This window comes from Pseudomonas oryzihabitans (assembly GCF_024652905.1).
Lineage (GTDB): Bacteria > Pseudomonadota > Gammaproteobacteria > Pseudomonadales > Pseudomonadaceae > Chryseomonas > Chryseomonas benzopyrenica.
In genome coordinates this window covers 894,836-918,738 of record NZ_CP102428.1, presented here as the reverse complement: position 1 = coordinate 918,738, position 23,903 = coordinate 894,836, and the positions used below count along the sequence as shown (strand labels likewise).

The following is a 23,903-nucleotide window of genomic DNA, read 5'->3' as shown; positions in this document are numbered from 1 at the left end:
AACGCCTCATGCCCCAGACGAACCCCCTCCTCGCCCTCGGCCTCATTGGTACCGGTCGCATGGGTACCTTCCATGCCACCGCCCTCGCCCGGCACCTGCATGGCGCGCGGCTGGTCGCCCTGGCCGATCCGGCGCCCGGTGCCGCTGCCCGGCTTGGCGAGACCCTGGATGTCGCCCATATCCACACCGACCCCCAGGCGTTGATCGAGGATCCCGCCGTCGAGGCCGTGGTCATCGTCGCCCCGGCCCGCAGCCATGCCGAACTAGTGGTGGCCGCCGCCCGCGCCGGCAAGCCGGTGTTCTGCGAAAAACCCATGGCCGTGACCCTGGAAGAGGCCGACCGGGCCATCGCCGCCTGCGCGGAGGCTGGCGTGGCCCTGCAGGTGGGCTTCAACCGGCGATTCGCCACCAGCTTCCGCAGCGCACGGGAGCTGATCGTCCAGGGGCGGATCGGCACACCGCAACTGCTGCGCTCCCTCACCCGCGATCCGGCGCTGCACGATCCGGCGGCGGTGAAACCCTGGACCATCTTCCTCGAGACCCTGATCCACGACTTCGACACCCTCAACTTCTTCAATCCGGGCGCCCGCGCCGTGCAGGTCTACGCAGTGGCCGACGCCCTGGTGCGCCCCGATTTCCGTGACCGCGGCCTACTGGACACCGCCGTGGTGACCATTCGCTACGACAACGGCGCCATCGCCACCGCCGAGGCCAACTTCCAGGCGGTGTACGGCTACGACGTGCGCGGCGAGGTGTTCGGCAGCGCGGGGATGCTGACCGCCGGGGACGCCCGGACCAGCGAGCTGGTCTACTACGGCGCCGAAGGCATCAGCCAGACCACCCAGCGCTCCGACGCCGAGTTGCTGCGCGACGCCTACCTGGCCGAGCTGCGCGCCTTCGTCGATGCCGTGCGCGAAGGCACCCCGGTGCCGGTGGGCGGCCACGATGCCCGGGCGGCGCTGGCCATCGCCCTGGCCGCCATCGAATCGGTGCAGACCGGCCAGCCGGTCGCCGTCGCGGAGTGAAGCCCATGACCTCATCGCCCTTCATCCTGGCTGTCAGCGCCGAAATGGTCTTTCTCGACCTGCCCTTCGTAGAGCGGGTCCGCCGCCTGCACGCCCTGGGCTTCGCCGTGGAGATCTGGGACTGGACGCGCCACGACATCGACGCCCTGGCGGCCACCGGCGCGCGCTTCACCTCCATGACCGGCTATGTCTCAGGCGACCTGGTGAGCGCCGAAGGCCGTGCCGCCCTGCTGGCCAGTGCCCGGGAATCCCTGGCCGTGGCCGAGCGCCTGGCCTGCCCTTCGCTCAATCTGCATGGCACCGGCCTGGACCCACGCGGCCTGCCGGTCAAGCCGCTGGCCGAGGTGAGCGGCCATCACTGGCTGGCGGCGCGTGACACCCTCGCCGAGATCGCCCGCCTGGGCGAGTCCGCCGGCCGGGTCTTCCTGCTGGAGAACCTCAATACCGCGGTGGACCATCCCGGCGTGCCCTTCGCCCGCGCCGAAGACACCCTGGCCCTGATCGAGGCGGTGGCCAGTCCCTACCTGCGGCTCAACCTGGACCTCTACCATGCCCAGATCGGCGAAGGGAACCTGATCGAGCTGATCCGTCGGGCCGGGTCGGCCATTGGCGAGATCCAGGTAGCCGATGTCCCGGGGCGCTGCGAGCCGGGGACCGGCGAGATTCACTACCCGGCCATTGCCCGGGCCCTCGCCAGGCTCGGCTATCGCGGTGTGGTCGGCCTCGAAGGCTGGGCTGCCGAAGGTGATACCGAGCGTGCGCTGGAACGCTTCAGAACGGCCTTCACCCTGTAGTCCCCGCTAGATGTTTCCGCTCGCATAACAACAAGAGGAACTGAACATGCTGCTTCGCAACCTGCTGTGCGCCGCCTTCGCCTTCGCCCTGACGCCCCTGGCCCTCGCCGACTACCGTATCGGGGTCAGCATCGCCAAGGTCGACGACAACTTCATGACCTATGTCCGCCGCAATCTGGAAGAGGCGGGCAAGGCGGAAAAGATCAGCCTGCAATTCGAGGATGCCCAGGGCGACGTCGTTCGCCAGCTGAACCAGGTGCAGAGCTTCCTGGCGCAGAACGTGGACGCCGTGATCGTGCTGCCGGTGGACACCGCCGCCACCGTCAACATTACCCGCGCCGCCACCACGGCCAAGGTTCCACTGGTGTACGTCAACCGGCGCCCGGACGATCCCAAGCTGCCCGCTGGGGTGGTCGCGGTGGCCTCGGACGACCTGCAGGCCGGACAGTTGCAGGGGCAGTTCATCGCCAAGCAGCTGAACGGCAAGGGCAACATCGCCCTGATCATGGGCGAGCTGACCCAGAACGCCACCCGCGGCCGCTCCGAAGGTCTCATGGAAGCGCTCAAGGCCTATCCCGACATCAAGGTGATCGCCCAGCAGAACGCGGACTGGGACCGCAGCAAGGGCATGGACCTGACCAGCAACTGGCTGACTGCCGGGACCCATTTCGACGCCATCGTCGCCAACAACGACGAGATGGCCATCGGCGCCGCCATGGCGCTGCAACAGGCCGGAATGGGCAAGGGTCAGGTTCCGGTGGTGGGGGTGGATGGTCTGCCCGATGGTCAGGCGGCCATCAAGCGCGGACTGCTGGCCGCCTCGGTGTTCCAGGACCCCCGCGGCCAGGCCGTACAGGCAGTGCAATCCGCGCTCAGGATGATCCGCAAGGAACCGGTCCAGGCGGATGTCTGGGTGCCGTACGAGCTGATCACGCCCGGCAACCTGGCGGATTACACCGCTCGTTTTAAGTAGCGACCGGGAGCGCGCCGGCCTGAACGGCGTAGCGTCCCGAAATTATGCGGGTCGCTGCCGGAAAAGAGCGACCGCCCTGCAGGAGCGCCCCTGAAGGCTGAAAACCGACGCCCGGGACAGCTCAGTACCGCGTCCAGCGGGAGCAAGGCGTCAGTGGCGGTCCCTTGCTCCGCTGGCGCGACGCTCATTTACCGTCAGGGCCAGTCCTTAACCAGCGACCTGAAGTAGAGGGTGAAGATCAGCCGTACATCCATGAGCGGCGCGAAGATGTCCTGGTCACGAAGGATGCCAGCCAGCGTGCCGCAAAACAGACTATGCAGCTGTAGGCTGGCACTTCTCGGCGTCACCGCGGCCTGCAAGCGCTGCCGTTGGCCATCGAAGAGACGCTCGACGAGCGCCACGAATTCGCGGGTCAGGGCATTTTCCCGCTGTTCGACTTCCTGCAGTTCCTGAGTGAATTCGCAACGGTGCATCAGGATGGTCATGACACGACGCTCCCGTCCCGGCTGAACGAATTTCTCCATGCACTCGACGCACAGTTCGTACAGCCTCATCAGGCAATCGCCCTCCCCATCCATACTCAGCTGCTGGGTGACTTCGTCAAGCGGAATGCGGATGCGATTGAGCATCTCGTGGACCAGCTGCGCCTTGTCCCTGAAATGCCAATACACCGCTCCTCGCGTGAGCCCGCACTCTCTGGCGATCATTTCGAGGCTGGTGCGTGAAACACCATTGGTGAGAAACAACGCCTCGGCTGCATCCAGAATGGTCTGGCGTGTCTGCTCAGCGTCTTCTTTTGTACGGCGCATCGCTATCTCGTTTCAAAGGCGTCTGTTTTGGCAGTCTAACGTTTCGCCTGCCTTTTACAAACATTCTTGCATGTATGCTTACCTGGCGCATCTCTTCGGCACTTACATCGATGCGCACTCGTCATTCCTGGGAGCTACGTGGGTGCCGGCTGCCCAGTCAGGTTTTGGACAGCGGCTGGAGAAAAACAGGAAGAGAGCCTTCTCTTCCTGGTGGACTCATTTCTTATCTGAAACGACGCAGGGAAACGCCGTTCCTACCGCTACGCGAGTCCAAAAATCATGTGCACCGCCGCGCGCGTGGCCGGCCGGGCCACCCGTGCAAGCACGTTCAGCAACTATCAGCTCCCCATCCATCGCCTGAACAGCACGCTGGCGTTCACGCCACCAAAGCCGAAGCCATTGGACAGTGCGTATTCGAGCGGCAGCCGGCGCGCCCGCAAGGCCACGAGATTCAGGCCTTCGGCGGCCTGATCCGGGTGGTGCAGATTCAGCGTCGGCGGCACGACCTGGTCGCGCAGGGCGAGCACGGTGAAGATGGCCTCGATGCCGCCCGCGGCGCCCAACAGATGCCCGGTGCTCGACTTGGTCGAGGTGATGGCGACTGAGGACGCGTCGCCAAACACCGCACGGATGGCCGCCAGCTCGCCCTTGTCGCCCACCTGGGTGGAGGTGGCGTGGGCGTTGATGTGCTGGACCTGGGTCGCGTCGATACCGGCCTGGCGCAGCGCCTGCGTCATGGCGCGGCGGGCACCGCTGCCATCCTCCGGGCCGGCGGTGAGGTGGTAGGCATCGGCACTGGTGCCGTAGCCCACCAGCTCGGCCAGGGGTGTGGCGCCCCGTGCCAGGGCATGCTCCAACGTCTCGATCACCAACAACCCCGCGCCCTCGGCCATGACGAAGCCGTCGCGATCACTGTCGAAGGGACGCGAAGCCTCCTGCGGACGCTCGTTGAATCCCGTGGACAGGGCGCGGGCGACGGCGAAGCTGCCCAGGCTCACACGATTGATTGCCGCCTCCGCCCCGCCGCAGAGAGCGATATCGGCCTCGCCGCTGCGGATCAGCCGGGCGGCGTCGCCGATGGCCTGGACACCGGCGGCGCAGGCGGTGATCGGCGCGCCCAGCGGACCGCGGAAGCCGTACTGGATGGAAACGTTGCCTGCCGCCATATTGGCCAGGAACGAGGGTGCGGTGAACGGCGAGAGCCGCCGTGGGCCACGCGCATCGGTGGTCCGTACCGCCTCGGCGATGGCACCAAAACCGCCGACCCCGGACGCGATGATGGTCGCCGTCCGCTCCCGTTGCGCCTCGCTGATCGGCTGCCAGCCGGCCTGGTCGAGCGCTTCCTTGGCCGCCACCAGAGCGAACTCGATGAAGCGATCCATCTTCTTCAGGTCCTTGGCGGCGATGGCCACCAGGGGGTCGTAGCCCGCTTCCGGATCTTCGGCGCGGCTCGGTACCTGACCGGCGATGAGACTGCCCACCCCGTCGCTGACCTCGGCCGGCAACAGGCTCAGTCCCGAGCGACCGGCCAGCAGCCGCGCCCAGACGGCCTCGGTACCGCATCCCAGTGGACTGACGGTACCCACGCCGGTGACCACGATGCGTGTTCTGTCGTTGCCTTGCATTGCATTACCTCTTCTCTCGATGGACGAAGCGCCTGCGGGCGGCCTCGTGTCTTGTTCGCGCCCGATCAAGGCGCGTATGCCCGATGCTCCTGTTAGGGAGATGAAGGCTGAAGGTCTCCAAGGCGGTATCTGAATGCCTTTCGCACGATCCACCTCCAGGTTACCTAGCGCTTATCTGGATTGCGGACAGGTGCGGCCGCAGGCAGCGAGTTGACCGGGATACAGAGAGCTGCGGTGAGTAGCGCCAAACCGATATGGCACAGATAAACGGAATCGAAGTCAGCGCGTTGCAGGTTGGGGCTGCCGAGGAGCAGGACGGTCAAGGCCACGCCCATGACCGATCCGATCTGGCGGATGGCCTGGTTGATGGCACCGCCCACGGCGTAGTGATCGGCGGCCAGGCGACTGACCGCCGCGCCCGCCAGCGAGGGCAGCACCAGGCCGACGCCCACGCCACTGAGCACCATGCCCGGCAGCCACTGTGTCAGATAGGCGGGTTCGAGCCCTGGAACCTGGAGGAACCACAGTCCGCTCAGGGCGTAGACCAGGCACCCGATCAGCAACAGCGGGCGGTGGCCATAACGGCTCGCCACCCGACCCGATAGCGCCGCTGTCGGTACCACCAACAGCGGTCCGGGCATCATGGCCAGACCAGCGAGGGGTAGCGGGTACTTCCAGATCGCGCTCATGTAGAAGAAGAAGGCGAAGAACATCATAGAGAACGCGATGCCGAAGCTTAGGCTCGCAAGATTGACGTAGCTGTAGGTGCGGTTGTGAAACAGCCGCAGATCCACCAAAGGGGCGGCGGTGAAGCGCGCCCAGACCACGAATCCGATCAGGCACGCCAGCCCGATGCCCAGTGCGCCCAGCAGCGCCTGCCGTGACCAGGCCGGAGAGTCGGACTGCACGAGGGATAACGCCAGGGCACCGATGCCCACCACCAGCAAGCCCATGCCCACCAGGTCCAGCGGTCGCCCCTCGGTCTGTTGCTTCGTCTCCGTCAGCATCCTCGCTCCGCGCCAGAGCGCGAAGAGGCCCAGGGGTACATTCAGGTAGAACGCCCACTGCCAACCGAGCGAGGCAACGACGAAGGAGCCCAGGCTGGGACCGACAGCCGCGGCCAGGCCCCCCACCGCCCCCCATAGGCTTACCGCCACCGCGCGTTTGGTGACCGGAAAGGCAGCCAGCACCAGCGACAGCGACGCGGGCGTGAGCAAGGCAGCGCCCATGGCTTGCAGCACCCTTGCCGCCACCAGCCACTCCACGCTCCCTGACAAGCCGCACGCAACGGACGCTCCCACGAACAGCCAGACCCCGGCGAGGAATACCTTCTTGCGTCCATGCCGGTCCGCCAAGCCACCGGACGGAATGAGCATGGCCGCGTAGACCACCGTGTAGGCGTTGAGTACCCAGGAAAGATCTGCCGGCGTCGCGTCCGCGAAACCGTCCCGCAGGGCGCTGAACGCCGCGAACAGCATGGTGCCATCCATGGCTACGAGAAATACCGCGATGGCGGCCACCCAGAACACCGGCCAGGGTGACGGCGTACCGGCCGCCACACCTGTCGATGCATTTTCGCCGGGGGCCGGTGGCACGTCGGTACGGGTGCTGTCCAGGTGGGTCATGGGATGTCTTCGCTCATTGGACTCAAGGGCGTGTCCTGCAAGGGAGGTGGCCCGCAGGTTGGCGCGTATCCGGTCAGGCCAGCCCGAAGGTCTTTCGCAAGCCCTTCTCGACGGGACCGGCTGGCATGAAGCGACGCAGCCTGGACAGGAGCGTTGCCTCTCCTTTGGGGGTGTTCCGCATCTTCCAAGCGCCCAGCGCGGCATCGACGATCGTGCCGGCTACACCATCGGGATCGGGTGCCTTCTGCACATTCTTTTGGATGGCGTGGGCGACCAATTCAAACTGTTGTTGGTACTCCGGGATCTTGACGGCGGTCTGGGGCGCATTGATATCCAGGTTCGTCCGGGTAAACGAGGGCTCGACCAAGGCCACGCGAATCCCGAACTGGCGTACCTCGTGGTCCAGCGTTTCCGAAAGCCCTTCCACCGCATGTTTGGAGGCCGCATAGAGCGCCATGTACGGTGCCGGCAGAAAGCCGAGCACCGAACTGACATTGACGATGCGACCGGCGCCTTGCGCACGCATGTGTGGCAGCACCGCCTGGATCGTGCGCAGGAGGCCGAAGACGTTGGTGTCGAACAGGCTCCGGGCTTCGCCGATCGATGTTTCCTCCAGGGCGCCGAGCAAGGTCCCGCCCGCATTGTTGATCAGGACATCGATCCGTCCGGCCCGGGCGATGATGGCGGCAATGGCATGCCCTACCGAATCTTCGTCGCGGACATCCATTTCGACGAGCTCCACGCCCGGGATGGCCTGGGCGGCTTGCTGGTTACGAACCGTTCCGAACACCCGGCACCCGCGCGCTGCCAATCGGATGGCGGTAGCGCGTCCGATGCCAGACGACACCCCGGTGATGAGGACAACTTCTGCGTTCGACATGTCGGTGCCTTTGAGTGGAATGAAGGGGACAGAAGTGATCAGCCGTGCTCAGGAGATGGCTTGATCCTGAACCAGATGGCATACATCGCCGGCAGGAACACCAGGGTAAGCACGGTACCCGCGAGGGTGCCGCCGATGAGGGTATAGGCCAGGGTGCCCCAGAACACCGAATGGGTAAGGGGGATGAAGGCCAGCACCGCCGCCAGCGCCGTGAGGATCACCGGTCTTGCGCGCCGCACGGTCGCCTCGACCACCGCCTGGAAGGGGGGCAGGCCGTCCTGTTCGTTCTGATGGATCTGGCCGATCAGGATCAGGGTGTTGCGCATCAGGATGCCCGACAGCGCGATCAGCCCGACCAGGGCATTGATGCCGAAGGGTTGCTGAAACAGGATCAGGGTCGGTACCACCCCGATCAGCCCCAGGGGACTGGTCAGGAAGACCATGATCATCGCGGCCATGGAACGCACCTGCAGGATGATGATGAGCAGCGTCAAGGCGATCATCAGCGGGAAGATCGGCAGCATCGCCGCCATCGCCTTGCCCGACTCCTCGATGGCGCCCGCTTGTACGATCCGATAGCCCGCCGGCAACCGCTGGATGATCGGCTGCAGCTGCTGGAGCACGGCGGTGGAAACGTCCGGCGGTTGCAGCTCTTCGGCGATATCACCGCGCACGGTGATCGTCGGCACCCGATCGCGCCGCCGCATGAGCGGCTCTTCCAGCTGCACCTCCAGATCGCCGATCTGCGACAGCGGAATGCGTTGGCCCTGAGCCCCAACTAGCGTGAGATCGCCCAACCGCGCAGGATCGAGACGAACGTCGCCCGCCGCGCGCGCCACCACCTGGACGGTACGGATGTCTTCGCGCACCGCCGTAACCGGCACGCCGCTGAGCAGGAATTGCAGCTGCTGCGCGACGGCACTGGAGCTCAGGCCCATGGCCTGCAGGCGATCCTGCTGCAACCTGAAGCGCAGCACCGGCGTACGGGTGCCCCAATCGCTGTTGACGGTGCGCATCAGCGGACTTGCACGCATCACCTGCTCCACCTCCCCTGCCACCCGACGCAGCACCTGCGGATCAGGGCCGCTGACCCGGTAGGCGACCGGGAACGGTGAATAGGGCCCAAACACCAGCTGAGTGACCCGCAGTCGTGCTTCGGGCGCAAGCCCAGCGGCAATTGCCTCGCGCAGGCGCAACTTGAGCGATTCGCGTGCCTCCGGGTTGTCGGTGCGGATGATGATCTTGGCGAAGGACGGATCCGGCAGCTCCGGACTCATGGCGAGAAAGAAGCGGGGTGCACCCTGCCCGATGTACGAGGTCACGATTCGGGCATCGTCCTGCTGGGCGAGCCAGGCCTCGACCTTGGCGGTCGCCCGTTCTGTCTCGCTGATCGAGGTGCCATAGGGCATCTGCACCTCCACCATCACCTCGGGGCGATCGGAGATGGGAAAGAACTGCTTCTTGACGACAGCCATGCCCAGGATGGCGGCCACGAACAGGCCGATCACCAGCAGCGCGACCAGCCACTTGCGCGCAATCACCTGGCCGAGAACGCGGCGGAAGCGGTAGTAGCGCGGCGTGTCGTAAAGCGCGGTGTGGCCACCCTCGACGGTCTTGGTCTCTGGCAGCAGCTTGACACCCAGGTAGGGCGTGAAGACCACCGCCACGACCCAGGAGGTGACCAGCGCGATGCCGACGATCCAGAACATGTTGCTGGTGTATTCACCCGCCGCAGACTGAGCGAAGCCATTGGGCATGAAGCCCACGGCCGTTACCAGGGTGCCGGCCAGCATGGGGGCGGCGGTATGGCTCCAGGCATAGGCCGACGCCTTGACCCGGCTATAGCCCTCCTCCATCTTCACCACCATCATCTCGATGGCGATGATGGCATCGTCCACCAACAGCCCCAGGGCCAGGATCAACGAGCCCAGGGTAATGCGATCGAAATTCTTGCCTGTGGCGGCCATAATCAGGAAGACAGCGGCCAGCGTCAGGGGTACCGCAGCGGCCACGACGATGCCCACCCGCCAGCCCATGCTGACGAAACACACCACCATCACCACCAGCAGGGCGACAAAGAACTTGACCATGAACTCATCGACCGACGAGGCGATGTTGACCGCCTGATCGGTCACCTTGGTCAGGCTCATGCCCAAAGGCATCTCAGCGTTTATGGCGCCGACTTCGCTTTCGAGTGACTTGCCGAGATCCAGGCCATTCCAGCCGTCGCGCATGACGATGCCCAGCAGCAGCGCCGGCTCGCCACCGCTGCGGATAAGGAAGGTGGCGGGGTCCTCATAGCCACGCGTCACCGTCGCGATGTCTGCCAGTTTGAAGGTGCGGCCCTTGACGATCACCGGGGTGTCGCGGAGGGCATCGAGCTGCTCGAAGGCGCCATCCAGACGGACGAAGACCTCGGGGCCGAGGGTTTCGATGGAGCCCGCGGGCGTCAGGACATTCTGGGCATTGAGCGCGGCGAAGATGTCCTGCGGTGCCACGCCCAGGGTCGCCAGGCGATCATGAGAAAACTCCACATAGATGCGCTCGGTCTGCTCACCCAGGATATTGACCTTCTTGACCCCCGGTACATGCAGCAGACGCTGGCGCAGCGTTTCCGCCTCGCGTGCCAGCAGCCGTTGCGGCTCGCCCCGGGCCTTGAGTGCGAAGAGCGCGAAGGTGACGTCGGCGTATTCATCGTTGACCATTGGCCCGATCACCCCGGCGGGCAAGGTCTTGGCTTCGTCACTGATCTTCTTGCGCGCCTGGTAGAACTCCTCCGGCACCTCGGCCGGCGGTGTGCTATCGAGCAGCGTCAGGGTGGTAAAGGCCAAGCCCGGACGGGTATAGGTTTCCGAGCGCTCGTACCAGCGCAATTCCTGCAGGCGCTTTTCCAGCTTCTCGGCGACCTGATCCTGCATCTCCTGCGCCGTGGCACCCGGCCAGGCCGTGACGATAGTCATGACCTTGACCGTGAAGGCCGGATCTTCCGCCCGGCCCAGCTTGAAGAACGACAGTACCCCGCCGACCGAGATCAGCAGAATCAGAAACAGGGTGATGGAGCGCTCGCGGACGGCCAGCGCCGACAGATTGAATCGGCTGTCGCTCACGGCTGCTTACCTTCCAGGGCACTGTTGGCAGCTGTGGCCAAGCGGATCGTCTGGCCTTCGTGGAGCAGATGAACGCCGAGGGCTACGATCCGGTCACCCCGCTGCAGCGGCCCCTCCACCAAGGCAGTGTCATCCGATACCTGACGAATCTGCACGGGTACCCAGGCGACCTGCTCGGGCGAGCCCTGGATACGCCAGACCCCCGCGCCCTTGCCCGCGTCGTACAGGGCGCCCAGCGGCACCTGCAAGGCATTCGCCCGCGGCACAGACTCTTCCGGAATACGCAGTCTCACGGTGGTGCCCAGGGGCGCACTGGCCAGCGTCCCTTCGAGCACATAGCGCGCCTCGAAGGTACGCGTCTCGCGGTCGGTGCTATCGGATAACTGCCGCAGCCGTGCCGGTCCCGGCTGTTCCGTAGCGCCCAGACGGCTGGCTTGGGCCAGGGAGCCAAGCGTCGGACGCAAGGTCTCCGGCAGCTGGACGACGACCTCCCGGGCGCCCGCACGAGCCAGGCGCACCACGCTCTGTCCAGCGGCTACGACCTGCCCGGGCTCGGCCAGGGTATCGACCACGGTGCCATCCGCATCGGCCACCAGGACGGTATAACGGCTGGCGTTGAGGGCGACTTCCGCCTGGGCTTCGGCAGCCTTGAGCTGGGCCCTGGCCGTATCCGCCGCAGCCTTGATCTGATCGTAGCCGGAGACCGAGATCGCCCCCGTGCCCCGTAGATCCCGGTAGCGCGCCTCATCGTCCGCCGCCTGGCGGGCCCGCGCCTGGGCAGCGGCCACGATCTCGCGCTGCGCCTGCAGGGCCAGTTGCAGATCGATGGGATCAAGCTTCAGCAGCGGCTGCCGGCGCTTGACGGTTTCACCGATGTCCACCAGCCGTTCGGCGACCTTGCCTGTCACGCGGAAGCCCAGATCGCTCTGGATCCGCGCGGCGACGATACCGGTAAAGGTACGACCAGCGCTCTCGGCGGGCTCCGCCACCGCAGCTCGCACCAAAGGCGCCTGCGTGCGGGGATCGCCCTGGGAAGGGGCGTTGCAACCGCCAAGGGACAGCGAAAGGACGGTAGCCCCCACAGCGGTGGAAAGCAGACGGCGCGCGAACATGGAAGCTCCGAGAGGATGCCAGCAGAGCGCGCAATGTGATACTAGTGACCATTTTAGTCAATAGTCACAAGACAATTTAAGGCGAAAGGCTACGCAGCACCAGATTGGCCACTTGAGTGGGAGCGACGTCGAAATGCTCGAAGCTGTGCTGCAGCATCAGCGGATTCAGATAGGGTCGTAACACGAGATAGGTCGCCGTCGTCACGTCGTCGATCGGCGTCTTGCGCTCGAACTCTCCCTCCCAGCGCCCCTGCACCAGAATTTCCTTGAGGAGCTCCTGCATCCGCGCTTCGTAGCTGATCGTGGCCGGCCAGCGACCCGACGCCGCTGAGATTGCGATTTCGTACAGCTTCCGATCGTCTGAAAACAGCTGCAAGGTTGCCTTTGCAAGGCTCTGAAACAGCCTTCTTAGCTTTTCGTGCGACTGGCTGGTCGAGGCCACCGCGGCCCTGGCCTCCGTCTCAATTCGGCTCAGGCAATCCGCACAGATGGCCTCGCCAATCGCCTGCTTTGAATCGAAGAATTTATAGATGTAGGCCTTGGAAAACCCGATGCTCCTGGCGAGTTCGGACACTGTGGTTTTCTCGTAGCCGTAAAGGCTGAAGTGTTCTTTCGCTGCCACCATGATTTGGTGACGCACGTCGTGCTCGGCCGGTCCGCGGGCCTGGCCGGGTGAAACGGATTCGGTAGTCATGGAAAGGCGTTCCGACAGTTGCAAAATGAAACGGAAGGTGACCAAAATACATATTAGTCACTAAAACCGTTCAGGCGTTGCTCAGGATAAAAGCCCATGCGCTCCAGACTCCAGATTATTCTGCTCGCCAGCGCCGCCCTGGCAAGCGGCTGTACCGTAGGACCTGACTACCGCGCCCCTGAAGTTGCGCTTCCGGCAAGCTTCCAGCGGGAGCCGGTGCCAGCGCCCCTGGCCGATCAGGCGCTGGCTGGCTGGTGGGACCGTTTCAACGATCCGCTCCTGAGCCGCCTGGTAAACCAGGCCCTCGCGCAGAATCTCGATCTGGCGCAAGCCAGTGCACGCATTACCCAGGCTCGCGCCAGCGTTAGGGCGGCCGATGCCGCGCTATTGCCGGCAGGCGATCTTGGTGGCCAAGCCGGTCGTGCCTATCAGTCGCTGGAAACACCGCTTGGACGGGTGCTCGATTCAGCGCCCGGCTACGTCAGGAGCGGTTCTTCCTATGAGGCCAATCTTGACTCAAGCTGGGAGCTGGATGTGTTTGGCGGTCTGCGCCGAAGTAGTGAAGCCGCCCAGGCCGACTACCAGGCCAGCGTGGCGGGTGCCCGCGCCGTGCGCCTTGCCGTGGCTGCCCAGACCGCCGATCTCTATGTCGACATCCGCGGTCTGCAGACCCGCCTGGCGATCGCTCGCCATCAGGTCGACACCCAGCAGGGCTTGCTGTCGATGGTCAGGCTACTGAACGGCAAGGACCTGGCGACCGACCGAGAGCTACGCCAGGCCGAAGGAGGCTTGGCCGAGGTCCAGGCCTCGATACCCGGCCTGGAGTTCTCGCTGGAGCGGGCCATGAATGCACTGGACGTGATGCTGGCGGCGCCACCTGGCACCTGGCGTACCCAACTGGCTGGCGCCGCGTCCATTCCCGACGCCCCCCGCATCGAAACGGCAGGCACGCCCGCCGACCTGCTCCGTCGACGTCCGGACCTGATCGCGTCCGAGCGCCGCCTGGCCGCCGCCAATGCCCGGATCGGCGCCGCAATGGCCGAGTACTATCCCAAGATCTCCCTGAGCGCTCTGCTCGGGAGCGCCACCACGATTTCCAGTGGCAATCTCTTCAGCCACGACGCCAATCAGGCGCTCGTTGCCCTGGGCGTACGCTGGCGGCTGTTCGACTTCGGCCGGATCGATGCGCAAATCCAGGCGGCCGAGGGACAGCGCGCAGAATCGCTGGCGGCCTATCGGCTGGCGGCATTGCGCGCCACCGAAGACGTGGAAGATGCCCTGACCGGCCAGTTGAAGCGCGAAGAGCAGGTCACTCTGCTGACGGCGGGCGAGGCCTCGCTCAGCCAAGCCCGCCAGGCCGCCGCCCTCGCCTACCAGAAGGGCGTGCTGCCCCTGGTCGATGTTCTGCAGGCCGATGAACGCCTGCTACGCACGGCCGATGCGCGTGCCCAGGCGCAAACGGCAGCCGCACAGGCGGCAATAAGCACCTTCAAGGCGTTGGGCGGAGGCTGGCAATCCGCTTCCCCCGCCGCCCTGAGCCTGAGATAGAAGAAGACGGCACCTGCTGCACCTGGCCAGCCCGAGCGGCTGTCCGGTACAAAAGCCGGGATTCTGCATCGCGACCCCTGCAAGCCGGCCGGCCATACTGGATACCCATGGCCGGCACCGGTCAGCTCCCCAGGTAGACAGCCATTCCGGTCGTCCCATGCCAGCAGGTTAAGACACGTCAATGCAACACTTCGCCCTCTACCTCCTGCTGTGCGGCCTCACCATCGCCAGCCCCGGCCCGGGCGTACTGCTCACGATCACCAATGCGCTGCAGCTGCGGCTGCGCGGCGCCCTGCCGGGCATCCTCGGGGTGGTGCTGGGCATACTGCTGGTGGCCATCCTGGCCAGCACCGCGCTCGGCGCCCTGGTGAGCAGCTCGCCAAGGACCCTGCAGGGGTTGCAGCTGGTCGGCGCGCTCTACCTGGGTTGGCTGGGGCTGCGGCGTCTGCGCAGTCCCGCGGCCCAAGGCCGGCAGCCTGCCGCCACTTGGCCTTCGGTCAGCGTTGGCAGACACCTCCTGCAGGGCTTGCTGGTGTCCCTCACCAACCCCAAGCTGATCATCTTCTTTCTGGCGCTGTTTCCGCCCTTCATCCAGGCCGACCGCCCGGTGCTGCCGCAGTTGGCAGCGCTCGTGGCAAGCTTCTGCCTGTTGAGCCTCATCATTCACTGCAGCTACGCCGCGGCAGTGACGGCCTTGAATGGCCGCCTGACCTCGGGTACCACCCTCGCGCGCCTGAACCAGGTGGCAGGTGGGCTGTTTCTGGTGCTCGCGGCATTGCTGCTGGGTGCGGCCCTGGATTCCGCTTAGGGCCCAGCGACTACCAAGGTGCGGCTGGCATCGTTCGACGCTTCCCACGGCTGTGACTGCTCCTGCCGCAAGGCCGCGAAACGCGCCTGGGACAACGGCCGCTGCAGATGGAAGCCCTGGGCCTGGTCGCACTTGAGATCGGCGATGCGCGCCAGCTGGCCGGCAGTCTCGATCCCCTCGGCCACCACCGTCAGCGACAGTGCCCGTCCCATGCTGACGATCGCCTCGACGATGGCCGCGTTGCTTTCGCTCACCTCGATGTTGGAGACGAAGCTGCGGTCGATCTTCAGGCAGTCGAAGGGATAGGTGCGCAGATAGCTCAGCGAGGAATAGCCGGTGCCGAAGTCGTCCATCGACAGCCGCACGCCCAGCGCCTTGAGTTTCTTCATCAACTCCAGGGCACCCGCCGCGTCATCCAGCAAGACGTTCTCGGTCAGCTCCAGCTCGACCCGTGCCGGGTCGATGCCGGTGCGCTCGAGCACCTTGTGGATCCGGGCGACCAGATCGTCGCGCTGGAACTCCAGCGGTGACAGGTTGATGGACACGATCAACTCCGGCGACCAGTCCATCGCCTGGCTGCAAGCCTCCTGCAACACCCAGTCGCTCAGGCCCAGGATCAGCCCGGTCTCCTCCGCCACCCCGATGAACTCGGCAGGCGCCAGGCGGCCACGGATGGGATGATTCCAGCGCACCAGGGCCTCGGCGCCCAGCAGGCGCTGGCTGCTGGCGTCGAAACGCGGCTGGAAATCCAGCTCGAACTCAAGCCGCTGCAATCCCAGGCGCAACTCGGTCTCCAGCTGACGCCGCGCGAGGATGCGCTGGTTCATGGTGGGCTCATAGAATCTCAGGGTGTTACGCCCCGCCGCCTTGGCTTCGTACAGGGCGATGTCGGCATAGCGCAGCAGATCCTCGGCACTGTGGCCATCCTGGGGTGCCTGGGCGATGCCGACGCTCGCACCGATGTTGATGTCGTGCTCGTCGATGCGCATGGTCCGGCCGATGCCCTCCAACATCCGGTTGCAGAGCAGGCTCACCTGCTCTGCGCTCAGGCAGCCATTCACCGCGATGACGAATTCATCGCCGCCGATACGGGCCACCAGATCGCCCTCGCGCACGCTGGCGCGCAGCTCTCGGGCGACCTGACAGAGCACCTGATCGCCGGCGCCATGGCCGAGGGAATCATTGACCGGCTTGAAGCGGTCCAGGTCCAGCGCCAACAGGTGCAGCGGCTGACTGGCACTGACGCCCTCGGCGAAGCGCTGCGCCAGGTAGCGGTGCAACTGGTGACGGTTGGCCAGTCCGGTGAGGGCATCGTGCTGGCTGATGTGTTCGATGCGCGCCTTGGCCTCGATCTCCTCGGTCACATCGCACACGGTGCCGCGAAAGCCGGCCAGCAGGCCACCGCTGATGATGGGCTGAGCCGAGAGCTGGCAGTACCTGAGCTTGGCCTGGGCGTCGCGCATCTCGCAAGGCAGCGGACGGCGACTGCGTCCGGCCGCCAGCGGTGTCCTGGCTACCTCCTCGACCTGGCTCGGCGGATAGCCGAGCAGCTCGTGCAACGGGCGACCCAGCCAGGCTTCCCGGCTGAAGCCGGTGACGGCCACGAAACGCTCCGAAAGATAGACCAGCCGCTGCTCGGCGTCGCTCTCCCAGATCCAGTCGGACGACGCCTCGGACACGGTGCGGAAGCGCTGCTCGCTATGCCTCAGGGCATCTTCGGCCACATCCGTCTGCCGCGCCGCCAGCGCGATCCGCCGACGCAGGTACCAGACCAGCAGCAAGGCCAGACCACACATCGTCGCCAGCAACGGCAGGAACTGCGCCAGCAGGCGCTGCCCCATGCCATGCACCAGCCAGTGAAAGGTCACCGCGATACCCGGGTCGGACCTCACCACCAGCGTGGGACGCTCCGCCAAGGCGGGCAGCGCCCCGGGCTGCGCGGTCAGCCCATGCAGGTCGAAGAGCTGGCCGAGCTGGGCGAGCTTGTCCGGCGTGAGGATATCGACGAACACCATGTAGGACAGCCGCTTGAAGTCCTGGTAGGTGGCATCCGGGCGGATGACCGCGACCATTACGCTGGCCGGCTTGCCCTCGATCAGGAAATAGCCCTGGGCGTGGCCATCCTTGAGCGAGCGCTCCCTGGCCTGGGCCAGCAGGGTCGCCTGGTCGTCACCCAGCCAGGTATCCAGCTGCATCTTGCTGCGTCCGCCGCCGACCACGGCGTAGCGCGTGACGCCGTTGGGCGCCAGGATGAAGGCGCCATTCACGCCATAGTCGCTGTAAAGGGAGGGGCCGACGTTGTCTTCCTCATAGGCCCAATTCACGTCGACCTTCTTGCTGGTCCGTGCATAGGCTTCCATCCAGAACGAATAGTCAGTCAAGACCCGGCCAAGCCTGTCCAGCCGCGTTTCTAACGCGCGCTGGGCGTCCGCCTCGCTGTGGTGGCGTTGCTGCTCGTCAATGCGCGCGCACAGGTCGAACAGCATCCACCCGGCCAGGGTAAAGATGAGGGTGACCAAGGCGAAGAAACCAAGGGAAGCCTGACGGGCGACACGGTTAAGTTGGGTAGGCACGGTAGCGACCTGTTGCAACGGGTTGTACGAGGGTGCTGACGACAGGCGACCAGGCCGTAATCGTCTGCCTATATATCGGCACCGGCCTGAGCGCCTTGAAGCGTCCGAATGGATATTCCGCAGAAACACGGGTTAGAGCGGCTGGTTTTGCACCATCCGCGGGCAAAGGAGCGCTGGGCGCGCCAAGACGGCGCAGCCTTGCCCAGGCCTCTTGCCCAAAAACGACAGAGGTCGGCCACTTGCCCGGGCAAATGTTGACCTATCGGTCAGCTTTACCCACCATCAAGGCATTCGAGAGCAGGTGGAGAGCGGCCGTGATCAGGTTTCTGCTGGACCAGGAGCTGCGCGTCGAAGAGCAGCTCGATCCCAACCTTACTGTGCTGCAGTACCTGCGCGAGCACTGTGGCAAGACCGGCACCAAGGAAGGCTGCGCCTCGGGCGACTGTGGCGCCTGCACCGTGGTGCTGGCCGAGCCCGACGGCGAGCGGCTGCGCTATCGCACGGTCAACAGTTGCCTGACCTTCGTCGCGGCGCTGGACGGCCGGCAGCTGATCAGTGTGGAGGACCTCAAGCACCAGGGCCGTCTGCATAGCGTGCAGCAGGCCATGGTCGACTGCCACGGTTCCCAGTGCGGCTACTGCACCCCGGGCTTCGTCATGTCGCTGTTCGCTTTGCAAAAGAACGTCGCCGCGCCCGATAACGCTGCCACCCACGAGGCCCTGGCCGGCAACCTCTGCCGTTGTACCGGCTACCGGCCAATCCTGGCCGCTGCCGAACAGGCCTGCACCCAGCGCCAGCCGGACCAGTTCGATGCCCGGGAGCAGCAGACCCTGGAGCGCCTCAAGGCCCTGGCGCCGGCGCCGCACACACGCCTGGAAGGCGCCAACCGGCGCTGCCACAGCCCCACCACCCTGAGCGAACTGGCCAGCCTCTACCAGGCGCAGCCCGCGGCGCGCCTGCTGGCCGGCGGTACCGACTTGGCCCTGGAAGTCACTCAGCAGCATCGCCGCCTGGAGACCCTCATCTACCTGGGCAACCTGCCCGAGCTGCATGGCGTGACCGTCAGCGAGGAATGTATCGAGATCGGCGCCGCCACCCCGCTGGCCGACTGCGCCGCCGCCCTGGCCGCCGACTATCCGGATTTCGGTGCGCTGCTGCAGCGTTTCGCCTCTTTGCAGATCCGCAACCAGGGCACCCTCGGCGGCAATATCGGCAATGCCTCGCCCATCGGTGACAGCCCACCCCTGCTCCTGGCGCTCGGGGCCAACGTGCTGCTGCGCCAGGGCGAACGGCTGCGCGAACTGGCCCTCGACGACTTTTTCCTCGACTATCGCCAGACCGCCCTGGAGCCGGGCGAATTCATCCAGGCGGTACGGGTGCCGCGGGCACGCGATGGCCTGGTGTTCCGCGCCTTCAAGGTGTCCAAGCGACTGGATGACGACATCTCCGCAGTCTGCGCCGCCTTCGCCCTGGAGCTGGAGCAGGGCCGCGTCGCCAGCGTGCGCATCGCCTATGGCGGCATGGCGGCCACGCCCAGGCGGGCAGCGCGCTGCGAACAGGCGCTGCTCGGCCAGGCCTGGAACGCCGCGTCCATCGAGCGCGCCGTCCAGGCCCTGGCCGAGGATTTCACCCCGCTGTCGGATTTCCGCGCCAGTCGCGAATACCGCCTACTAACGGCGCAGAATCTGCTGCGCAAATGTCATCTGGAGACCACCCAGCCCGCGCTCGCCACGAGGGTCACCGCCCATGTCTAGCACCCTGCCCGCCCGCACCCCGGAGGAAATGGCCGCCGCCTTCGCTGCCGGCCTGGCCACCGGCGTCGGCAAGCCGCTCAAGCACGAGAGCGCCGACAAGCATGTCAGCGGCGAAGCCCTCTACATCGACGACCGCCTGGAATTTCCCAATCAGCTGCACGTCTATGCGCGGATGAGCGAGCACGCCCATGCGCGTATCACGCACATCGATCTCTCACCCTGCTACCAGATCCCCGGGGTGGCCCTGGCCATCACCGCCGCCGACGTGCCCGGCCAACTGGACATCGGCGCCGTGCTGCCGGGCGATCCGCTGCTGGCCGATGGCGAGGTGCAGTACCTGGGCCAGCCGGTACTGGCGGTGGCCGCTACCAGCCTGGACGCCGCCCGCCGCGCCGCCCAGGCCGCCCTCATCGAATACGAACCGCTGGAAGCCATCCTCGATGTCAGGGAGGCGCTGAAGCGCGAGCACTTCATCTCGCCCAGCCACAGTCATAAGCTCGGCGATGCCGCCGCCGCGCTCGCCGCCGCGCCCCATCGTCTGCAGGGCGAACTGGCCATCGGCGGCCAGGAACACTTCTACCTGGAAACCCAGGTGGCCTCGGTGATGCCCACCGAAGACGGCGGCATGCTGGTCTATTCCTCCACCCAGAATCCCACCGAGGTGCAGAAGCAGGTGGCCGAGGTCCTGGGGGTGTCGATGAACAGGGTCACCGTCGACATGAGGCGCATGGGTGGCGGCTTCGGCGGCAAGGAAAGCCAGGCCGGCATGCCGGCGGCGCTCTGCGCGGTGTTCGCTCATCTCACCGGGCGCCCGGTGAAGATGCGCCTGCCGCGATTCGAAGACATGCACATGACCGGCAAGCGCCATCCCTTCCACGTCGACTACGACGTCGGCTTCGACGATGATGGCCGACTGCTGGGCATCCGCTTCGAACTAGCGGGCAACTGCGGCTATTCGCCCGACCTGTCCAACGCCATCATCGATCGCGCCATGTTCCATGCCGACAATGCCTATTTCCTCGGCAACGCCCAGATCACCGGCCACAGATGCAAGACCCACCTGGCGTCCAACACCGCCTACCGCGGCTTCGGCGGCCCCCAGGGCATGCTGGCCATCGAGAACGTCATGGACGCCATCGCCCGCCATCGCGGCCTCGACCCGCTGGAGGTGCGGCGGCGCAACTACTATGGCAAGGAGACGCGCAACCTCACCCACTACCACCAGGTGGTGGAAGACAACCTGCTCGACGAGATGACCACGGACCTGGCGGCCAGCAGTGACTACCAGGCGCGGCGCGAAGCCATTCGCGCCTTCAACCAGGGCAGTCCGGTACTGAAGAAGGGCCTGGCGCTGACTCCGGTGAAATTCGGTATCTCCTTCACCTCTTCCTTTCTCAACCAGGGCGGTGCCCTGGTCAACGTCTACACCGATGGCAGCATCCACCTGAACCATGGCGGCACCGAAATGGGCCAGGGGCTCAACACCAAGGTCGCCCAGGTGGTGGCCGAGGTCTTCCAGGTCGACATAGCCCGCATCCAGATCACCGCCACCAACACCGACAAGGTGCCCAACACCTCGCCCACCGCGGCCTCCAGCGGCACCGACCTCAACGGCAAGGCTGCGCAGAACGCCGCCCAGACCATCAAGGACCGCCTGATCGACTTCGCCAGCCGCCACTTCCACGTCGGGCCTGAAGAGGTCGACTTCCGCAACGGCCACGTCAGGGTGCGCGACCGGCTGCTGAGCTTCGAGGAGCTGATCCAGCTGGCCTATGTCGGCCAGGTGTCGCTGTCCAGCACCGGCTACTACCGCACACCGAAGATTCACTACGACCGCGACCAGGCCCGCGGGCGGCCCTTCTACTACTACGCCTTCGGCGCCGCCTGCTCCGAGGTGCTGATCGATACCCTCACCGGCGAATACCGCCTGCTGCGCACCGACATCCTCCATGACGTCGGCGCCTCCCTGAATCCGGCCATCGACATCGGCCAGGTCGAAGGCGGCTTCGTCCAGGGTCTGGGTTGGCTGACCATGGAAGAACTGGTGTGGAACGACGCCGGCAAGCTGCTCACCGCCGGTCCTTCCACCTACAAGATCCCGGCGGTGAGTGACGTACCTCCGGACCTGCGGGTGCGGCTGGTGGAGAATCGCCAGAATCCCGAGGCCACGGTGTTCCACTCCAAGGCCGTGGGCGAACCGCCCTTCATGCTCGGCATCTCTGTGTGGTGCGCCCTGCAGGACGCCGTGGCCAGCGTGGCGGATTACCGCTTCCACCCGGCGCTGGACGCCCCCGCCACCCCGGAACGGGTACTCTGGGGCGTGGAGCGCATGCGCTGCCTGGCCGCCGAAGCCCAGGCCGCCCCGCTCCCTGTCACGGAGGAATCCGCATGAACAGCAAACGCGGCTGGCTGGCCCTGCTGGCCGACTTCGAGGCGCGCGGCGAACCCTGTGTGCTGATCACCGTGGCCGACGAGCAGGGTTCCACCCCTCGCGACGCCGGGACCAAGATGCTGGTGGGCCGCGAAGAGCAGCACCTGACCATCGGCGGTGGCCATCTGGAATACCGCGCGGTGGAAATCGCCCGGGAGATGCTCGCCGCTGGCACGCGCCAGCCACGTCTGGAGCGTTTTTCCCTGGCCGCCAGCCTCGGCCAGTGCTGTGGCGGCGTCACCACCCTGCTGTTCGAGCCCCAGTTGGCACAGGACGTCCCGGTGATCGTCTTCGGCGCCGGCCATGTCGCCCGCGCCCTGGTGCCGCTGCTGGCCGGTTTGCCCTGCGCGGTGCGCTGGGTCGATTCGCGGCCCCAGGAATTTCCCGATCCGCTGCCCGCTGGCGTCGCAAGGATCGTCACCGAAGAGCCGGTCGACGAGATCGCCCGCATGCCGGCGGGTGCCTACTACATCGTCATGACCCATAATCACCCCCTGGACCTGGAGTTGACCGACGCCATCCTCGCCCGCGGCGACCATGGCTACTTTGGCCTGATCGGCTCCCGGACCAAATGGGCCAAATTCCGCCACCGTCTCGCGGCGCGTGGCCACGGCGCCGACCGCCTGGCCACGGTGCGCTGCCCCCTGGGCCTGCCCGAGGTCCAGGGCAAGCTGCCGCTGGAGATCGCCATCGCGGTGGCCGGCGAGGTCATCGCCCACTACGGTCGCCAGGCCGAGCAGGCGGATCTGCCGCTGCGCCTGGTCACCGCCAGCCCAAGTTAGCTTTGCAATCAGAGAACCCTATGACCGCCATCGCCCATCGCGCCGCCCTGCTCCACAGCCTTGCCGACCCGGCCGAGGTAGGGCTGGACGCCTCCTACGAATACCACGCCGACGGCCTGCTGCTGGTCGTAGACGGCCGTATCCAGGCCATGGGCCCGGCCGCTGATTTGCTGCCCACTCTGCCCGCCGGCACCCCGGTGATCGAGCACCCCCACGCCCTGATCACCCCCGGCTTCATCGACACCCATATCCACTATCCGCAGACCGGCATGATCGCCAGCTACGCCGAGCAGCTGCTGGACTGGCTGGACACCTACACCTTTCCCACCGAGGGTGCCTTCGCCGATCCGGCCAAGGCCGCCGAGGTGGCCCAGGTTTTCGTCGGGGAGCTGCTGCGCAATGGCACCACCACCGCCCTGGTGTTCGGCAGCGTCCATCCGCAGTCGGTGGATGCCTTCTTCGAGGTCGCCGAGCGCCTCGATCTGCGCATGATCGCCGGCAAGGTGCTGATGGACCGTAACGCCCCGGACTACCTGCAGGACACGGCCGAGTCCGCCTACAGGGATAGCAAGGCGCTGATCGAGCGCTGGCACGGCAAGGGTCGGCTGCACTATGCGGTCACCCCGCGCTTCGCGCCGACCAGCACCCCCGAGCAATTGGAAGCGGCCGGGCGCCTGTTGGCCGAGCACCCGGACGTCTACCTGCACACCCACCTCTCCGAGAACCTCAAGGAGATCGACTGGGTGAAGGCACTGTTCCCGGAGCGCGCCAACTATCTGGATGTCTACGACCACTTCCAGCTGCTCGGCCCGCGCTCGGTGTTCGCCCATGGCATCCACCTCTGCGATGCCGAATGCCAGCGCCTGTACGAGACCGGCTCGGCCGTGGCCCACTGCCCTACCTCCAACCTCTTCCTCGGCAGCGGCCTGTTCGACCTCGAGCGGATGGAAGCCTTCAAGGTCAATGTCGGCCTGGGTACCGACGTCGGCGCCGGCACCAGCTTCTCGCTGCTGCAGACCCTGGGCGAGGCCTACAAGGTGCAGCAACTGCGCGGCCATCGCCTGCACCCCTTCAAGTCGCTGTACCTGGCCACCCTCGGCGGCGCCCGCGCCCTGCGCCTGGACGACCGCATCGGCAGCCTGGCCCCCGGCCACGACGCCGACTTCGTGGTGCTCGATCTCAAGGCCACCCCGCTGCTGGACTACCGCCTGCAGCAGTCCAAGAGCCTGGAGGAAACCCTGTTCGTCCTCACCACCCTTGGCGACGACCGCGTGGTACGGGAAACCCATGCCGCGGGTCGCCGGGTACACAGTCGCGACGCCTGACCCTGTTGGGCTTCGACGATGGCGCCGCCTCAGCCCAG

General features: G+C 66.0%; 17 protein-coding genes. 9 read left to right on the top strand and 8 right to left on the bottom strand.

Annotated elements, in window-relative coordinates; translation table 11 throughout:
• Positions 1-8: 8 nt before the first annotated feature.
• Genes NRG74_RS04295 through NRG74_RS04285 form a run of 3 tightly spaced genes read left to right on the top strand, consistent with a single transcriptional unit; the run spans position 9 to position 2,792 of the window.
• Complete coding sequence (locus tag NRG74_RS04295; protein ID WP_017641423.1) at positions 9-1,025, top strand: Gfo/Idh/MocA family oxidoreductase; 1,017 nt, start codon at positions 9-11, stop codon at positions 1,023-1,025.
• Positions 1,026-1,030: 5 nt separating this feature from the next.
• Positions 1,031-1,819 carry a TIM barrel protein gene (locus NRG74_RS04290; protein WP_133861009.1) on the top strand — a complete coding sequence of 263 codons (789 nt, stop codon included), beginning with the start codon at positions 1,031-1,033 and terminating at the stop codon, positions 1,817-1,819.
• Between the two features lie 46 nt (positions 1,820-1,865).
• A complete protein-coding gene (locus NRG74_RS04285; protein WP_257705796.1) occupies positions 1,866-2,792 on the top strand; it encodes a sugar ABC transporter substrate-binding protein in 927 nt (308 codons plus the stop codon).
• A 194-nt stretch (positions 2,793-2,986) separates the two neighbouring features.
• Here the strand turns inward: NRG74_RS04285 and NRG74_RS04280 are convergent, their stop codons facing one another.
• From NRG74_RS04280 to NRG74_RS04250, 7 genes are all read right to left on the bottom strand, one after another.
• Entirely contained in the window at positions 2,987-3,601 is a 615-nt protein-coding gene (locus NRG74_RS04280) for a TetR family transcriptional regulator (RefSeq protein ID WP_017641426.1), read from the bottom strand.
• Positions 3,602-3,939: 338 nt separating this feature from the next.
• On the bottom strand, positions 3,940-5,226 hold the full coding sequence (gene fabF / locus NRG74_RS04275) for a beta-ketoacyl-ACP synthase II (protein ID WP_257705795.1): 1,287 nt from the start codon (positions 5,224-5,226) through the stop codon (positions 3,940-3,942).
• Between the two features lie 164 nt (positions 5,227-5,390).
• A complete protein-coding gene (locus NRG74_RS04270) occupies positions 5,391-6,851 on the bottom strand; it encodes a DHA2 family efflux MFS transporter permease subunit (protein ID WP_257705794.1) in 1,461 nt (486 codons plus the stop codon).
• A 73-nt stretch (positions 6,852-6,924) separates the two neighbouring features.
• The gene (locus NRG74_RS04265; RefSeq protein WP_257705793.1) at positions 6,925-7,731 is read right to left on the bottom strand and encodes an oxidoreductase; all 807 of its coding nucleotides are present in this window, start codon (positions 7,729-7,731) and stop codon (positions 6,925-6,927) included.
• Positions 7,732-7,769: 38 nt separating this feature from the next.
• Positions 7,770-10,838: an efflux RND transporter permease subunit gene (locus NRG74_RS04260; protein ID WP_257705792.1), complete on the bottom strand. Its 3,069-nt coding sequence runs from the start codon at positions 10,836-10,838 to the stop codon at positions 7,770-7,772.
• On the bottom strand, positions 10,835-11,950 hold the full coding sequence (locus NRG74_RS04255) for an efflux RND transporter periplasmic adaptor subunit (RefSeq protein ID WP_257705791.1): 1,116 nt from the start codon (positions 11,948-11,950) through the stop codon (positions 10,835-10,837). The genes NRG74_RS04260 and NRG74_RS04255 overlap by 4 nt, the downstream gene beginning before the upstream one ends.
• 76 nt (positions 11,951-12,026) lie before the next feature.
• Positions 12,027-12,644: a TetR/AcrR family transcriptional regulator gene (locus NRG74_RS04250; protein WP_257705790.1), complete on the bottom strand. Its 618-nt coding sequence runs from the start codon at positions 12,642-12,644 to the stop codon at positions 12,027-12,029.
• Between the two features lie 96 nt (positions 12,645-12,740).
• Here NRG74_RS04250 and NRG74_RS04245 point away from each other — a divergent pair, with 96 nt between their 5' ends.
• The gene (locus NRG74_RS04245) at positions 12,741-14,192 is read left to right on the top strand and encodes an efflux transporter outer membrane subunit (protein ID WP_257705789.1); all 1,452 of its coding nucleotides are present in this window, start codon (positions 12,741-12,743) and stop codon (positions 14,190-14,192) included.
• Between the two features lie 181 nt (positions 14,193-14,373).
• Positions 14,374-15,000 (top strand): LysE family translocator, encoded by a 627-nt coding sequence (locus tag NRG74_RS04240; protein WP_257705788.1) that lies wholly within the window; start codon positions 14,374-14,376, stop codon positions 14,998-15,000.
• Here NRG74_RS04240 and NRG74_RS04235 read toward each other — a convergent pair.
• Complete coding sequence (locus tag NRG74_RS04235; RefSeq protein WP_257705787.1) at positions 14,997-17,573, bottom strand: bifunctional diguanylate cyclase/phosphodiesterase; 2,577 nt, start codon at positions 17,571-17,573, stop codon at positions 14,997-14,999. The two genes, NRG74_RS04240 and NRG74_RS04235, sit on opposite strands and share 4 nt — an antisense overlap.
• Before the next feature lie 314 nt (positions 17,574-17,887).
• Here NRG74_RS04235 and xdhA point away from each other — a divergent pair, with 314 nt between their 5' ends.
• Genes xdhA through guaD form a run of 4 tightly spaced genes read left to right on the top strand, consistent with a single transcriptional unit; the run spans position 17,888 to position 23,865 of the window.
• The gene (xdhA, locus tag NRG74_RS04230) at positions 17,888-19,327 is read left to right on the top strand and encodes a xanthine dehydrogenase small subunit (protein WP_257705786.1); all 1,440 of its coding nucleotides are present in this window, start codon (positions 17,888-17,890) and stop codon (positions 19,325-19,327) included.
• Positions 19,320-21,719 carry a xanthine dehydrogenase molybdopterin binding subunit gene (xdhB, locus tag NRG74_RS04225; protein WP_257705785.1) on the top strand — a complete coding sequence of 800 codons (2,400 nt, stop codon included), beginning with the start codon at positions 19,320-19,322 and terminating at the stop codon, positions 21,717-21,719. The genes xdhA and xdhB overlap by 8 nt, the downstream gene beginning before the upstream one ends.
• A complete protein-coding gene (gene xdhC, locus NRG74_RS04220) occupies positions 21,716-22,540 on the top strand; it encodes a xanthine dehydrogenase accessory protein XdhC (RefSeq protein WP_257705784.1) in 825 nt (274 codons plus the stop codon). Before xdhB ends, xdhC begins: the two co-directional genes overlap by 4 nt.
• A 20-nt stretch (positions 22,541-22,560) precedes the next feature.
• A complete protein-coding gene (guaD, locus tag NRG74_RS04215; RefSeq protein ID WP_257705783.1) occupies positions 22,561-23,865 on the top strand; it encodes a guanine deaminase in 1,305 nt (434 codons plus the stop codon).
• Positions 23,866-23,903 lie beyond the last annotated feature (38 nt).